The sequence below is a fragment of the Flavobacterium cheonhonense genome, from assembly GCF_035671315.1.
GTDB lineage: Bacteria > Bacteroidota > Bacteroidia > Flavobacteriales > Flavobacteriaceae > Flavobacterium > Flavobacterium cheonhonense.
The window spans coordinates 1,097,425-1,111,416 of record NZ_JAXAVY010000001.1 but is presented as its reverse complement, the minus strand read 5'-3'; the positions used below and the strand labels follow the sequence as shown (position 1 = coordinate 1,111,416).

The 13,992-nt window shown below is 38.3% G+C and carries 10 protein-coding genes; 2 read left to right on the top strand and 8 right to left on the bottom strand.

What is annotated here, in order from left to right:
- Positions 1-109: 109 nt before the first annotated feature.
- The gene (locus tag SK086_RS04885; RefSeq protein ID WP_324690189.1) at positions 110-2,014 is read right to left on the bottom strand and encodes an ABC-F family ATP-binding cassette domain-containing protein; all 1,905 of its coding nucleotides are present in this window, start codon (positions 2,012-2,014) and stop codon (positions 110-112) included.
- 100 nt (positions 2,015-2,114) lie between these two features.
- Between SK086_RS04885 and SK086_RS04880 the strand changes: the two genes are divergently transcribed.
- Positions 2,115-2,501 (top strand): DUF983 domain-containing protein, encoded by a 387-nt coding sequence (locus SK086_RS04880; protein ID WP_324690188.1) that lies wholly within the window; start codon positions 2,115-2,117, stop codon positions 2,499-2,501.
- Here the strand turns inward: SK086_RS04880 and SK086_RS04875 are convergent.
- The 7 genes from SK086_RS04875 to topA all read right to left on the bottom strand — a co-directional run bounded on the left by SK086_RS04875 (position 2,488) and on the right by topA (position 12,209).
- Entirely contained in the window at positions 2,488-3,534 is a 1,047-nt protein-coding gene (locus tag SK086_RS04875) for an NAD(P)/FAD-dependent oxidoreductase (RefSeq protein WP_324690187.1), read from the bottom strand. The genes SK086_RS04880 and SK086_RS04875 overlap by 14 nt on opposite strands.
- Positions 3,535-3,598: 64 nt before the next feature.
- Positions 3,599-4,513: a type IX secretion system ring subunit PorN/GldN gene (gene porN / locus SK086_RS04870; protein ID WP_324690186.1), complete on the bottom strand. Its 915-nt coding sequence runs from the start codon at positions 4,511-4,513 to the stop codon at positions 3,599-3,601.
- 46 nt (positions 4,514-4,559) lie between these two features.
- Positions 4,560-6,101 (bottom strand): type IX secretion system motor protein PorM/GldM, encoded by a 1,542-nt coding sequence (gene porM, locus SK086_RS04865; RefSeq protein ID WP_324690184.1) that lies wholly within the window; start codon positions 6,099-6,101, stop codon positions 4,560-4,562.
- A 51-nt stretch (positions 6,102-6,152) separates the two neighbouring features.
- Complete coding sequence (porL, locus tag SK086_RS04860) at positions 6,153-6,800, bottom strand: type IX secretion system motor protein PorL/GldL (protein WP_290875049.1); 648 nt, start codon at positions 6,798-6,800, stop codon at positions 6,153-6,155.
- A gap of 53 nt (positions 6,801-6,853) precedes the next feature.
- Complete coding sequence (gene porK / locus SK086_RS04855) at positions 6,854-8,278, bottom strand: T9SS ring complex lipoprotein PorK/GldK (protein WP_290875051.1); 1,425 nt, start codon at positions 8,276-8,278, stop codon at positions 6,854-6,856.
- 259 nt (positions 8,279-8,537) lie between these two features.
- Positions 8,538-9,689, bottom strand: coding sequence for a formimidoylglutamase (locus tag SK086_RS04850; RefSeq protein WP_324690180.1), 1,152 nt, complete (start codon positions 9,687-9,689; stop codon positions 8,538-8,540).
- Between the two features lie 3 nt (positions 9,690-9,692).
- Positions 9,693-12,209, bottom strand: a complete 2,517-nt coding sequence (topA, locus tag SK086_RS04845) for a type I DNA topoisomerase (protein WP_324690178.1) — start codon at positions 12,207-12,209, stop codon at positions 9,693-9,695.
- 331 nt (positions 12,210-12,540) lie between these two features.
- Between topA and miaB the strand changes: the two genes are divergently transcribed.
- Entirely contained in the window at positions 12,541-13,989 is a 1,449-nt protein-coding gene (gene miaB / locus SK086_RS04840) for a tRNA (N6-isopentenyl adenosine(37)-C2)-methylthiotransferase MiaB (protein WP_324690176.1), read from the top strand.
- The last annotated feature ends 3 nt before the right edge of the window (positions 13,990-13,992 follow it).

Sequence of the window (13,992 nt, the reverse complement as noted above, 5' to 3'; positions counted from 1 at the left end):
GCCAACGACTCTACATTTTAAAGGGTTTCTAAGCGACCCACGGAAGCTCATGAAACCCTTATAAAATGATGTTGTTGACGGAAAAACTTGGAATGAAAAGCCGGATAAGCTACAAATTATCGATTTCGGTTTGTACAGTTTCCCAGTCTTCGAGCAATTGATCGAGTTCGGCTTTCTTCTTGTTGTAAGCCACAAAAAAGTTCGCGTTTTCGATGTGCTTGTCGTAATTCGAAGCCAATTCTTTGTCGTCATTTTGGATATCGATTTCGAGTTGCTTGATTTGACTTTCGATTTTACTCAGGCGATTTTGCAGTGATTTGCTCTTTTTTTGGTCTTCGTAAGAAAGGTTTTTAGCAGTTGTTTTGGTTTCGACTACGACGTCCTTCTTTTCAATTTCTCGCATGTTGCTGGCGTTGCGTTGCTCGAGGAAGAAGTTGATATCGCCCAAATATTCCCTGATTTTTTGGTCTTTGAATTCGTATACGATATTGGACATGCCTTGGAGGAAATCCCTGTCGTGCGACACCAAGAGTAGTGTGCCTTCGTACTTTTGGAGTGCGGCTTTGAGGACGTTTTTAGATTTGATATCTAAGTGGTTGGTTGGTTCGTCCATCACCAAAACATTGATGGGTTGCAAAAGCAATTTACACAAGGCCAAACGGTTGCGCTCGCCTCCTGACAATACTTTTACTTTTTTATCTACATCGTCGCCACGGAACAAAAAGGAGCCTAACATGTCGCGGACTTTAGCGCGATTGCCGTCGGTTGCTGCATTGGTCATAGTTTCGAGTAAGGTGAGTTCGCCATCGAGGTACTCCGCTTGGTTTTGGGCGAAATAACCCAATTGCACGTTGTGACCTAATTTGATGCTGCCTTCGTATTGGAATTCGTTTACAATGGCTTTGACGAAAGTCGATTTCCCTTGACCATTTTGACCGACAAAGGCAATTTTGCTACCGCGTTCTACTAAAAGCGAAATATCTTTGAGGATGACTTTATCTCCGTAGGCTTTGGTCACGTGTTCTGCTTCGATGACAACTCTACCGGGTGTTTGCGAAACCGGGAAGGAAATATTCATGACCGAATTGTCGTCTTCATCAACTTCGATGCGCTCGACTTTATCTAATTTCTTGATTAAAGATTGCGCCATGGAGGATTTGGTGGCGCTGTATCGGAAGCGTTCGATGAGTTTTTGGGTTTCTTCTATTTTTTTGGCTTGGTTTTTTTGGGTAGCCAATTGTTTTTCGCGAATTTCTTCACGTAAAACCAAATACTGCGTATACGGCTTATTAAAATCGTAGGCTTTTCCTAAGGAAATTTCTATGGTACGATTGGTGACGTTATCGAGGAACATTTTATCGTGCGATACTATCACGACAACGCCGGGAAAGTTTCTTAAAAACCCTTCGAGCCAAATGATACTTTCGATATCTAAGTGGTTGGTTGGCTCATCCAGCAATAGAATATCATTGGATTGTAATAAGAGTTTGGCCAATTCAATTCGCATACGCCATCCGCCGGAAAAAGTATCGGTTTGGTTATTGAAATCTTCGCGTTTGAAACCGAGACCTAACAAAATTTTCTCGGTATCGCCTACATAATTGTAACCACCCAAAATTTCGTAATGGTGTGTTACATCGCTTAATTGTTCGATTAATTCGGAATAGCTTTGGCTTTCGTAATCGGTTCGTGTCACCAATTGGTGGTTGATTTCGTCGATTTTCAGTTCAGCCCTTTTGATTTCTTCGAAAGCTTGATACGCTTCTTCCAGTACGGTTCGGCCTTTGACGAAGTCGATATCTTGGCGGAGAAAACCGATTTTCACTTCTTTTTCGGTTGCAATCTGACCGGAATCCGGTTTGAAATCGCCCGCTAAAATTTTGAGCATGGTTGACTTCCCGGCACCGTTTTTTCCAACCAATCCAACTCGGTCACCCGCTCCTAAACGAAAGGTTACTTCTTCAAAAAGGTAGGTTCCGCCAAAAGAAACCGATAAATTGTGTATGTTTAACATAATGAATTGTTACAAAAGTTACAGCCAAAAGATTTCTAAAAAGTACCTTTGTAGACGAAAAGCCACTGGGCTGAAAAGTTCCAAATAAAAATTTTTGCAAATGTTAAAAAAAGGATCCAAACTAAATAGCATTTTAACAGGAAGTTGTCCGAAATGCCAAGAAGAAAATATGTACGTAGACCCGAATCCGTACCATCTTAAAAATATTTACGACATGCATGAAGAATGCGGTCATTGCGGATTGCATTACCAAATTGAACCTTCGTTTTTTTACGGCGCGATGTATGTTAGTTATGCCTTGACTGTGGCAATTGGTGTGGCTGCTTTTATTATAGCTAAAGTTTTTATTGGCTTAGATTTGATTGCCTCGTTTGCCGCTATCATTGTAGCTTTATTACTTTTGATGCCGGTAACTGCCCGTTTAGCGCGCAATATTTACATCAATATTTTTGTCCATTACGACAAAGATGCGGCTAAAAAGAAGTAATATATCTTTCAATATTCACGCTTTGGTGTAATGGTTTTTGGTTTTCGATATAGTTGAATAAATCCAAAGCCATAGCGGGAGCCAGCATGACGCCTCTGGTTCCTAAGCCGTTTAAAATATGTATATTTTTGTGCGACGGATGGGTTCCCAGTAAAGGCCTTCTGTCGTTGACCGTTGGGCGTACACCGGCCAAGTGCTCTATGATTTCAAAATCACAATGCAATAATTCTTTGATGCGGTCTATCAGTTCTTGCTTACCTTGATCTGTAGGCAAATCTGTTTTATCTTCCCAATTATAAGTAGCGCCGACCTTAAACAAACTATTACCCAGCGGTAAAATAAAAATGCTGGTATTAATAATCACATCTATATCCAAATCGGGTGCTTTGATAATAAATAATTCACCTTTAGTTCCATCCAGCGGAAGGTTTTTGAAGTACGGGTTTGCGTGCATACCGAAACCTTCTGCAAAAACAATATGTTTGGATTGGTAATCCTTATAAGCAACGAAGTTTGATTCCGGTTTAAGCTTATCATATTCAAAAGTAACAGCCTCATAAACCTTAAGCCTTTTTAAGTAGTCTCGGTAGCTATCTAAAAAAACATCCGTATCTAAATAACCTGTGTGCAATACTTCACCGTATCCGAATGGAGCGTTGATAGCATTGTATTTCTTATGGACTATAGCATTGGAAAGAAAAGGTGCTAAAGTTGGTTTATCAGAAGCGGCAAACCAATTGTTTTGTTCTTCAATAGAAAAGAACTTACGATAGATAGGCAGTTTAAAATCGACTTTTACCTCAAGTTTGGCTTCTATTTGCGCGTAAAACTGTTCGGCTAAAGCCAATTGTCGTTCTGCGTCCCAAACTTGGCTAAAACGCTTTAAAATGACAGGATTGTATAAACCTCCGGCTACTCGAGAAGAATTTTGCGATAGGTTTTCAAAAACCACAAAAGATTTTTGATTTTGCAAAAGGGTTTCAGCAAAAGCAATACCGGCTAAACCGGAACCAACTATAATATAATCGAGCATAATTTTGAGCTAAAAAAAACTCTCACCAGATTGATGAGAGTTTTGTATAGTTTATGAAATAATCTTAGTAATTCCACATATCAGATTCGAAACTGCGAATCTTTTCTTTGACACGCTCAGATTCCAACAATTGCATTTGTGCGTTGTCTTTCATATACTGTTGAATTTCTCTATCGCCATATACATTTTCTTCTTTGTATATCACACCGTTAAATCTTCGTGAATTCAATAAATGGTCGAACGTAATTGGCATGGCAGAGTTTTTATCATTGAAAGCTTTGGCCTCATGCAAAATGTCTCTAGCAGCAGGGAAATATACCCAAAATAAATCGATTACATCTGGGTTCTCTTTCCCAATATCTCTAGCCTCAGGAGTGACAGGACAAATAGCTAATAGTCTGTATTTCAATTCACCTTGACGCTTGTCAAAGTACCAGTATCCTTTAATTTTGTAACCTGAAATATCTTGAGCTGTTAAATCTTGCTTGTTGATATACTGAGGATCCAAAACTTTTCTTCCTGATTTGTAATCATCATAGTAATTATTTATCTCATTGAAACCTTCAGGAATGGTGTCAATGTAGGTAAACGAAGATTCCATATCTTTGATTGATTTCTTGGTATTGAAATAATCATCACCATAAACCTCGGTAATTTTACCATTCTTAATATTCTTTACTAAAACATCAAATAGAGATCTTCTTTCTTTACCTACAAAAGCAGTGTCTATAGGATAATACAAAGGAAAATTAATACGTTCATCAATATCAACAAACTCCCAGATGGTTTTACCCATTAATACATCTCTATCATGCACATAACCGTAAGGAAGCGGTTTGTCGTTGTCAGAAATTAACTGAGCAGGTGTCTTTTTACCAATTTCACTCGGCACTTTAGCATTCAATAAATTTGACTGAGCAAAAGTAGCAGCACTCAATGACACAGCAAATACGACTGATAAAAGATTCTTAATTTTCATGTTTTAAATTGTAAGTTATTTAAGTAGGTATTACTAACTCAAATTATTATTGTATTTCATATATAACTGGAGCTGCAGTTGGTACTACAATTTTAGCTCCTCCAACAACTTTAGTTTTAATATCAGAAATAGTTACTTGGTCTCCACGTGTAACTCTTGCCAAAGCAGCCTTACATCTTCCATCAACTCTATCGCCATTAACAACAATAGCAGGTTGACCAGGAACTTTAAATGTAAATTGAGTTACTTGGAAACTTAAATCGTATAGGAAATCCTCTAACTTAGCTGATACTTGAGATACTTCTAAACGAGATTTAGCACCTTTTTGTACTCCAGTACCTCCACCGATTGCACCAGCAGGCGCAGGAATATTTTTAATACGGAATACTTTTTTGTCAGTAACTGTTTTACCATCGGTCATTTTACCGTTTACAGTAACAGTAACTTCTGTACCTGCACCAGGGTTTAAAAGATATTTACCATTCCCACCAACTTTAGTTAAACCAGGTGCTGAAGCATTTACAAAATTATCACCAATACCGGCAAATGAAATTGTCATTGGATTATCTAAACCTCTGTACACTACGTTCATTTTATCAGCAGATATGTTAGCTGTGTTAGGACGAGGCACAACTACATATTTACCTTGGAAAGGCAATTTAATTGGCTTTCCTCCTTCAATAAAGTTGAAAGAACCAGACAAAGTTTGCTCGCCTACAGCTCCAGCAGTTGTTGAAATCACTGCTTGGCCATTTTCTAATCTACCCGGTCCTGAAAAACCTGTAAAGTTAGCATTAGGATCATATTTACCTAATACAACCTTACCAGTAACTGGCTCACCTTGGAAGAATACATTTTTATCTAAAGCTACGATAGCTTGGAATTTACTGTAAGATGCCTCACTAACAGCTGCCTTACCTAAGGCTGCAGCTATTACATCAGACTCCGCTTTTCTTGCATCATTTTGCCAGGCAGTTAATTTAGCTAATGAAGCAATAGCTGGGAAGCCTTTGAAATGATAATCAAGGTACTTGATTTTAACACCCTCTTTATCTTTTACTTCAGCCAAATCAAACTTCTTGGTAACCTCATTTAAAATTGGAGAATACTTTTTATCAGAAAGAGCAGCTGACATATCAGCTTTGTAAGCTTCAATTGCAGCAATAACTTCTTTACCTCTTGCAGTATAACCGTCTCCTGTAAACCAGCTGTGATCTAAATTATCAGCTTTATCCATTGCCTCATATGGCAATTTACCTGTTTCTTTATCTACTTCTACACCTTTTAAAACCTCTGATTTCAAAGTACCAACAAAGTCATAAAACTTTTTGGTCGCTGCTTGAACTTTATGAGCTGTAGCTGCAGCTGCAATAAATTCTCCTTTAGATTCAGAAGCCTTTGTGTCAAGTGCAAGCATCATTTGCTCATTAGTACTAGTAGCAGATGAGTTTGCAGCTTCAAATCTTTCATTCATCAAACCAAAAGCCGAAAGTACTTCTTTTGACATATTCATTGCCAACATCGCGATGAAAACCAAGTACATTAGGTTAATCATCTTCTGTCTAGGGGTTAGTTTTCCTCCTGCCATTTTTTCTAATTAGTTTATTGTTTTGTTAATAAAATATAGTTCAAAAACTAATTATCCTTTGTTACTCATTGCAGACAACATACCACCGTAAACATTGTTCAATGTTTGTAAGTTAGATGTCAAAGATTGCATTTGGTCTTTTAATTTTAAATTGTTTTCAGCAACTTCATTGTTAATTTGAGCATTTCTCTCTGCACTTTGTAATTGTACTTGGTACAAACCATTCAAAGTTTCTAATTGAGTAGCCGCTTTTGTCATCTCTTCAGCATATTTTTTAGTAGAAGCTACAGAGTCAACAGTTGGAGAAATTGCTTTAGCAGCTCCTTCAAAGTTTTTGATACTGTTTCCTAAGCTTTCCATCAACTGACCGTCGATTTTAGCTTCTTTCAACATGTTGTCTAATTTTTGAGACAATAAACCTTGAGCGTCTTTAGCTTCTTCATTCTTTTTATCTTTAGGTCTTGCTTCTCCACCCGCTAATTCCGGATATACTAAAGACCAATCAATTTCTTTTGCCGGTGTTTCGAAAGCTGATAAAGCAAAAATTGCTGCCTCCGTTAATAGTCCTATAGTTAACATCACTGTACCTGTTAAAGGTCCAAGTTCAAAGTGAGCAATTTTAAATAAAGCTCCGACGATTACTACAGCTGCGCCCATACCATAGGCAAAATTCATAACTTTAGGTGATAATAATCCCATAATAAAAATTTTTTTAGTTAGTTAAGTTAAATATAATTAAGTTGGTTTTGAAATTACTTTCTTGGTGCCTTACCATTTTTGGTTACTTGAGTTCCCATGTAGTCTTGAACAGTTCTGAACCCAATATAACTTCTAGCGGTATCAGCATATTCAAAATCTCTGGTTCCTACTTGTAAAAAGTAAGCTACATCTTTCCATGAACCTCCGCGAACAACTTTTCTCATGTTTTTAGAGTCGCCCACAGTTGGGTTCATTGTTGAAACATATTCATAGGCAGCAGCATCGTAAGAAGAATCAGTCCACTCAGCCACGTTACCTGACATGTTATAAAGGTTATATCCATTTGGTTCGTAAGATTTTGCTTCTACTGTGTATAAAGCTTGATCCGCTGCGTAGTCTCCACGATTAGGCTTAAAGTTAGCCAAGAAACAACCTCTGTCATTTTTAGCATAAGGACCACCCCAAGGATAAGTTCCTGACTCAAGACCACCTCTGGCAGCATATTCCCACTCCGCTTCGGTAGGCAATCTAAAAGAATTGATTAGATCAGGTCTGTTCTTTTTCTTTTTAGATTTAATGTATGAATTTTTATTTAACGTTCTCCAAGCACAAAAAGCTTTAGCTTGCTTCCAAGAAACTCCAACTACAGGATAATCTCCGTAAGCTTGGTGCCAGAAATAATCATTATGCATTGGCTCGTTGTAAGAGTAAGCAAAGTCTTTGATCCAAACAGTTGTATCAGGATAAACTTCTTGTTGTTCCGTTCTGATAAAAGAACTTCTTTTACCTACTTTAGCCTTAGCTGCAGCTTGAATGTCCATCCAAGAATAACGGAATTTTAATTTTCTTACATCGATAGTTCTTAATCCGTTGAACGATTCTGCTAATGGCAAATACATACTATCCATCACTTCAGAATAATATTCGTCAGGATATTTGCTGGTATCTTTGATTAATTTTACTTTTCTATTCAATCTTCTACCTGCATAAGGATCATCATCAGTCCCAACACTGTAATAATTCTCATACATGTATTTATCGTAAGGAGTCATCTTTGCTGGATCAGTATCGTTGAAAGCAAAGTCACCGATACTTCCGGCATTTTTCCCGCCTTTACCGCCTTTACCTCCTGACCCCGCTGTTTGACCAACCTCGTCAGCCAAGATAGCCAAGCGAACTCTGATTGTAGAATCTTTTACCCATTCCACAAACTGTCGGTATTCACTATTGGTTATCTCTGTTTCGTCCATATAAAACGATCTCACAGTAACAGTTTTAGTTGGCGCATCCTGTATATTAGCTAAATCATCATCTGATTTACCCATAATATAAGCACCACCAGGAATCAAGGCCATACCAAACGGCTTCTCAGGATGCCATTTTTTACCTTTAACTCCTACTAATTCACCTTTGTCGCTTGATCGTCCACAGCCCGTTAACAAAGCTAAAACTGATGCGAATGCAATGACTTTCTTCATATAAATTGGGGTTATTTGAATATTTTATTTTTAAGGGCGTAAACCTATTTATTATTTTTTAAAAAAGCAATTAAATAATATTAAATTTTACCCTATCTAATTTCCAATTACACTTTAACAATCCAAAAGTAGAATATTAAAAGGGAATAAAAAAACATTTTATCGATAAAATGCATTGTTTTACTGATAAAATGCATGTTTGTGTTATTTTTGAAATAATTATCTTACACAAAATACAATCGTAAACTATTCTAAATCTTTACAGACAATTTTTTCTTTGTGCTTTCCACCATCTTTCCGGAATCTCATGATTACAGGCAGACAAATATTCCTCGTGGGAACACGGTAATAACGTATTTTTTTTGAGTTTATTGTGTTGCCCTGAAAAAAAATTAATTTCAATCCACCATCGGTCCGTTTTGTTACTCTTATAAAAGACCAACTCTTCATTTTCTAGAGGCACTATATATTTTAAGTAATTGTCTTTAGTTCCAAAAGGATACTCATTAGAACGGAAGTTTATCCCTTCCATGAAATACCAAATTACCTGAGCCATCAAAACAGCCTCTTCTTTAGTATTATTGTGATTGAAAACACCAAAAGAACTTACCTTATCACTAATTCCAGCATAACGCGTTAAACTGCAAATCTCTTTTCCGTTGAAACCATTCGGAATAAAATTAATCAAATTACCTGAATCTGAGGATTTTACAGCTGTTAAATCCACACAAACAATGTCTGCATCTCTGAAAACCGGCTCTGAAAGCGCTATATTGTTAGAAATTTCTCCCAAACGATACGCATCAAAATACAATTTTTCAATCAAATCAATTTCTTCTTGAGAATTGAAATACGTTTGGTAACCGATATTACAATAATTGAACAGGTTGTTCGGCTCGTCTAATACTATTTTTGACAAATAAGAGTCAGAAGTAATTCCATCTTCTTGTTTACCAAAATCAAATTTACTATCAATAGCTACCAAATTCACCATCTGCTCCAAACTATCGTAAGCTCTGTACAACGGATAAGTTAAATCTTGTGAGCCACCTATTATAACAGGTATAACTCCTTTGCGAATTAATTTAGCTGCCACTTTTTGCAAAGCGAAATAGGTATCTTCTAAAGAATTCCCCGGGTAGATATCTCCCAAATCAGCGATAGCACTTTGCCAATTTCCGGGAAACAAACTGTACAACTCTTTTCGAACGGCATTCAAATTCACTGCTTCAAAGGCCTTTGGATTACCACGGTTTTCCAAAACACCAACAACGGCAACTTTAATCTGATCTAAATCGGGGAACTCTTTATCGGTATGAAAGGACACTTTGCTACCAAGGTGTTGAGATGACAGCCCTTTTATATATTCAATTATAACATCGTCAACCGGTGAAAGAAAATCAAATTCCATGGATTACTTTTTTTTAGCGGTAGTTTTTTTAGCGGTAGTTTTTTTGGCCGGAGCTTTTTTGGCAGCTGTCTTCTTCTCCGGTGTTTTCTTGGCAATCATTTCTTGCACTTGCTCCAAGGTTAATTTGGCAGCATCAACATCTTTATTCAATTCGATTTTGATTTTACCTTTGGTGATGACCGATTTTCCCCAACGGGCTTTTTCCACTAAAATACCTTCTTCTTTCCAATGATGAATAACTTTATCGATATCTTTCTGTAATTTCTCATCGATTAAAGTTTCGATATCGGATTGCGATAAGTTATTGAAGTCGTATTTTTTGTTGACATTGATAAACATCCCGTTCCATTTTAAGAACGGACCAAAACGACCAACACCCTTTTGCACGTCCATATTTTGGTACGTTCCGATTGGCGCATCAGCTTTGGTTTTTTCATCAATCAATTCCTGTGCTCTTTCCATAGTCACATCTAACGGATCTTCGCCTTTGGGAAGTGAAATAAATTGTTTCCCGAAACGCACATAAGGCCCGAAACGACCATTGCTCACTTCTACTTCTTCTCCGTTATAAGTACCGAGGTTTTTCGGCAATAAAAACAAATTCAAAGCTTCTTCCAAAGTGATATTGCCAATGTTTTGATCCTGACGTAAACTCGCAAATTGCTTATTTTCGTCTTCGGCATCGCCAATTTGAGCCATAGGTCCAAATTTCCCCAAACGCACCGATACCGGTTTACCCGTTTTCGGATCGGTTCCTAAAATGCGCTCACCACTTTCTCTATCGGCATTCTTCTCTACTTCTGTCACATTCGGGTGAAACTTGTTGTAGAAATCCTGCATCATTTTAGCCCAATCGATATTGCCTTCGGCTATTTCATCAAAGTCTTGCTCTACTTTAGCGGTAAAATTGTAATCTAAGATGGATTCAAAGTTTTTTACTAAAAAGTCGTTTACGATGGTTCCGATATCTGTCGGCACCAATTTCCCTTTATCGGAACCGGTGTTTTCTTTTAAAATTTTCTCGTCAACTTGACTGTCTTTCAAAGTCAACTGCACATATTTTCGCTCTATACCGTCTAAGTTACCTTTCTCAACATAATTTCTGTTGATGATGGTAGAAATGGTTGGCGCATAGGTTGACGGACGACCGATTCCTAGTTCTTCTAACTTCTTCACTAAAGAAGCTTCAGTGTATCTCGACGGCGGACGCGAATATCTTTCGGTCGCAGTAATATTATTATTGTGTAATTTTTCGTTAACCTTTAAAGCCGGCAACATGCCTTCTTGTTCTTCATCGTCGTCGTCGTTGCCTTCTAAATAAACTTTCAAGAAGCCTTCAAATTTAATCACCTCACCGGTAGCTTGAAATACTTCAGAATGGTTGTTGGCTTCTATCTTTACATTGGTTCGCTCCAATTCGGCATCAGCCATTTGTGAAGCTAAGGTTCTTTTCCAAATCAGTTCATACAAACGCGCTTGGTCTCGTTCCACATTCACAGTATGACGCGACATGTCTGTCGGACGAATAGCCTCGTGGGCTTCTTGCGCACCTTTGGATTTGGTATTGTAATTTCGAGGCTTGCTGTATTCAGCTCCGTAGTAACTGGTAATTTCTGCTTGAGCCGCGGCCATGGCTTCTTGAGATAAGTTTACACTGTCAGTTCTCATGTAAGTGATGAGTCCGGCTTCGTACAATCTTTGGGCAATTTGCATCGTAATACCAACCGGAAAATACAATTTACGGGCTGCTTCCTGTTGTAAAGTTGAAGTGGTAAACGGAGCCGCAGGAGACTTTTTGGTCGGCTTGGTCTCCAAATCGGCTACCTTATATGTAGAACCGATATTTTTTTGCAAAAAGTCTTCCGCTTCTTTTTTGGTGACGAAGTTTTTCGGCAATTTGGCTTTGACTACTTTTCCGGCTTCATTGGTAAACTCGGCCGTAACCGAATACGAAGCTACTGCTTTGAACTCTTGAATTTCTCTTTCTCTCTCTACAATCAAACGGACGGAAACCGATTGTACACGTCCTGCCGATAATCCGCCTTTCACTTTTTTCCACAATACCGGCGAAAGTTCGTAACCTACCAGTCTGTCTAAAACACGACGGGCTTGTTGCGCATTCACTAAGTTATAATCGATGCCACGCGGATTTTCAATCGCTTTTTGAATGGCCGATTTGGTGATTTCGTGGAAGACAATTCTTTTGGTTTTGGACTTATCTAATTTCAATTCTTCCGCCAAGTGCCAAGAAATGGCTTCTCCCTCGCGGTCCTCATCGGAAGCCAACCATACGGTTTCCGCATTTTTAGACAAATCTTTCAGTTTTTTGACCAGAGCTTTTTTATCAGAAGACACCTCATACTTGGGTTTAAACCCGTTGGCAACGTCTACTCCTATTTCTTTGGAAGGTAAGTCAGCTATATGGCCGTAACTCGACTCTACCTGAAACTCACTTCCGAGAAATTTTTCGATTGTTTTTGCCTTTGCCGGCGACTCCACGATAACTAAATTCTTTGCCATATCCCGATTATTTACGCGGACAAAAGTAAACGTTTTTTTTAAAATATCGATTTAGTGTTGCTTTTTAACGGTGATTGACCAATAAAAGAAATTTATACCTTAAATATATGATTGACTAAAAAAGTACTTTTTTACAAAGTTTACTGAACCAAAAGTCATAACCTATCTAGCCCCGATTGAAGCGGCGCCGTGCAGAGCGTAAAGCGGGAACACGGATGGCAAGTACGCCCAAACTTATCGCTCCAAAACTTTTGTTAAACCGTTTCTGCCATCTTGTCAGATTTCCGAATTTAGTATTATCTTTGCTGTCCGATTAAGCGAAAATCATTTTATGGAAAAGGAAATTGACGAGAAAAAACAAGGTACCAGCCTGGTTTTAGAACACAAAGAAGGCAATAGCAAAAAACTATTTATAGAAAGCTACGGTTGTGCGATGAATTTTTCGGACAGCGAAATTGTCGCGTCCATTTTAACCGAACAAGGTTACAATACTACCCAAAAATTAGAAGAAGCCGATTTGGTTTTGGTAAACACCTGCTCTATCAGAGACAAGGCGGAACAAACCGTACGCAAGCGTTTGGAAAAATACAATGCGGTAAAACGCAGCATTAATCCGGGCATGAAAGTGGGCGTTTTGGGTTGTATGGCCGAGCGTTTGAAAAGTCAGTTCCTGGAAGAAGAAAAAATAGTGGACATGGTGGTTGGTCCGGATGCTTACAAGGATTTACCGAATTTGTTGAAAGAAGTGGAAGAAGGTCGAGACGCTATTAACGTTATCCTTTCCAAAGATGAAACCTATGGCGATGTTTCACCGGTGCGTTTGAACAGCAATGGCGTGAATGCCTTTGTATCGATTACGCGCGGTTGCGATAATATGTGTACCTTTTGTGTAGTACCGTTTACTCGCGGTCGTGAACGCAGCAGAGAACCGCAAAGCATTATGGCTGAAATCCAAGATTTATGGGACAGAGGTTTTAAAGAAGTTTGCTTATTGGGTCAGAATGTGGACAGTTACCTTTGGTATGGCGGCGGTTTGAAAAAAGATTTCGACAAAGCCACTGAAATGCAAAAAGCTACTGCAACTGATTTTGCGCAACTTTTAGAACAATGTGCGATTGCGTTTCCTAAAATGCGTTTTCGTTTTTCGACATCGAATCCGCAAGACATGCATGAAGAAGTGTTGCATGTGATTGCCAAATACGACAATGTTTGCAATTATATTCACTTGCCGGTACAAAGCGGTAGTACGCGAATTTTAAAAGAAATGAACCGCCAACACACCCGAGAAGAATACATGGAATTGGTGGATAAAATCAAACGTATCATTCCGGATTGCTCTATTTCGCAAGACATGATTGCCGGTTTCCCTACTGAAACTGAAGAAGATCACCAAGACACCTTGAGTTTGATGGAATATGTGGAATACGACTTCGGCTATATGTTTGCTTATTCCGAAAGACCGGGCACTTTGGCAGCGCGTAAAATGGAAGATGATGTTCCGGAAGAAGTTAAGAAAAGACGTTTACAAGAAATTGTAGACTTACAGCAAATACTCAGTGAAAAAAGAACCAAGCGTTTCTTGGGCCAAACCGTAGAAGTGTTGATTGAAAAAGAATCTAAGAAGTCTGACAAACACTGGAGCGGCAGAAACTCGGAAAATGTAGTCACTGTTTTCCCGAAAGAAAATTACAAAGAAGGTGATTTTGTGTTGGTGAAAGTCACCGATTGTACTACTGCGACTTTAATTGGTGAAGCGGTTGGTTACAGTCTGATGCAATAAAAT

Coding starts and splice junctions, on each gene's coding strand:
- SK086_RS04885 (WP_324690189.1), bottom strand. CDS start 2,014: ATGTTAAACATACACAATTTATCGGTTTCTTTTGGCGGAACCTACCTT.
- miaB (WP_324690176.1), top strand. CDS start 12,541: ATGGAAAAGGAAATTGACGAGAAAAAACAAGGTACCAGCCTGGTTTTA.
- porK (WP_290875051.1), bottom strand. CDS start 8,278: ATGAAGAAAGTCATTGCATTCGCATCAGTTTTAGCTTTGTTAACGGGC.
- porM (WP_324690184.1), bottom strand. CDS start 6,101: ATGGCAGGAGGAAAACTAACCCCTAGACAGAAGATGATTAACCTAATG.
- SK086_RS04850 (WP_324690180.1), bottom strand. CDS start 9,689: ATGGAATTTGATTTTCTTTCACCGGTTGACGATGTTATAATTGAATAT.
- porL (WP_290875049.1), bottom strand. CDS start 6,800: ATGGGATTATTATCACCTAAAGTTATGAATTTTGCCTATGGTATGGGC.
- SK086_RS04875 (WP_324690187.1), bottom strand. CDS start 3,534: ATGCTCGATTATATTATAGTTGGTTCCGGTTTAGCCGGTATTGCTTTT.
- porN (WP_324690186.1), bottom strand. CDS start 4,513: ATGAAAATTAAGAATCTTTTATCAGTCGTATTTGCTGTGTCATTGAGT.
- topA (WP_324690178.1), bottom strand. CDS start 12,209: ATGGCAAAGAATTTAGTTATCGTGGAGTCGCCGGCAAAGGCAAAAACA.
- SK086_RS04880 (WP_324690188.1), top strand. CDS start 2,115: ATGTTAAAAAAAGGATCCAAACTAAATAGCATTTTAACAGGAAGTTGT.